Genomic DNA, 1,390 nt, shown 5'->3' on the forward strand with positions numbered 1-1,390 from the left:
GAGTAGGGAAAGCCATAGGTAGCCACCTGGTCGCCAACCCGTGGCCTAGTTTCGAAGGCGGCTGTCGAAAGATTGTCCATATCGGTATGCAGCAGAACCAGATCATTTTTGGGGTCTTGACCGGATATTGTTGCTGTATACGGCCTCCCGTCTGGATACCGCACTTGAATGTCTTTTGTGCACCCACTCACGACGTGATTGTTCGTTAGCACCCGCTTTGGTGCAACGAAGAATGAAGTGACCCCGGTTGTCTGAACAGAATTTCCGCCTCGATAAGTGGAGTGCCTGCCGAAGTTAGGCTGCCAAGCGGAGTGGCAGCGGGGTGAAGTAGGCTTGATCCGGTGTCGTGCCGTCAAGGCTCGAATGTGGGCGCCGGCCATTATAGAAGTCGAGGTAACGGCCGATCGAAGCACGGGCCTCGCTGACGCTGTCGTAGGCCTGCAGATACACCTCCTCATATTTGACGGTGCGCCACAGCCGTTCGACGAAGACGTTGTCGCGCCAAGCGCCCTTGCCGTCCATGCTGATCGCAATGCCGTTGTCGGCGAGCACGCCGGTGAAGGCCTCGCCCGTGAACTGCGAGCCCTGGTCCGTATTGAAGATCTCCGGCTTGCCGTGACGAGCCAAAGCATCCTCCAGCGTCTCGACGCAGAATGCCGCCTCCATCGTGATCGATACCCGCCACGACAGCACGCGACGGCTGAACCAATCGAGCACGACGGCCAGATACACGAAGCCACGTGCCATCGGAATGTAGGTGATGTCCATCGCCCACACCTGGTTCGGCCGCGTGATCTCCATCCCGCGCAGCAGATACGGGTAGATCTTGTGGCCGGGCTCCGGCTTCGTGGTGCGCGGACGGCGGTAGAGCGCTTCTATCCCCATCCGCCGCATCAGCGTTTTGACATGCCGACGGCCGATCTTGCACCCCTCGGCAACCAGCAGGCCTCGCAACATCCGCGAGCCGGCGAAGGGAAACTCCAGATGCAGCCGGTCGAGACGTCGCATAACTTCCAGATCGGTCGCCGACACCGGCCGCGGCAGGTAGTAGACACTGCCACGGCTGATGCGCAGGACCTTCGCCTGCTTTGTGATCGGCAGATCGTGCGCACGGTCAATCATCGCTTTGCGCTCAGCAATCCCGCCTTGGTGAGCGCTCCCCCTAAAAAATCGTTTTCCAGCGTCAGCTCGCCGATCTTCGCGTGCAAGGACTTCACGTCCACGGTCGGTTGCGCCGCTCCCTTGCCGCCACCGGGACCAAAAACATCGGCAGCTCCGCCTTCGAGCTGGGCTTTCCACGATGTGATCTGATTGGGATGGATGTCGAACTGCTCCGCAAGCTGAGCCAGTGTTCGATCGCCCTTGATGGCGGCCAGCGCCACCTTCGCCT

The 1,390-nt window shown here is 60.2% G+C and carries 1 protein-coding gene; it reads right to left on the bottom strand.

Going from position 1 to position 1,390, the window contains the following annotated elements:
* Positions 1 to 294 precede the first annotated feature (294 nt).
* Positions 295 to 1,390, bottom strand: a protein-coding gene (locus VE128_01830) for an IS3 family transposase (protein HZD84260.1) whose coding sequence is annotated in 2 segments (ribosomal slippage) — positions 295 to 1,172 and positions 1,172 to 1,390 — 1,097 coding nt annotated over the 2 segments. Because the reading frame shifts where the segments join, the coding sequence is not laid out codon by codon here. This gene is flagged as partial in the annotation.

Origin of the sequence: Candidatus Angelobacter sp. (assembly GCA_035643775.1) — a bacterium.
In the GTDB taxonomy this organism is placed as follows: Bacteria; Bacteroidota; Bacteroidia; order Flavobacteriales; family Blattabacteriaceae; genus DASQPV01.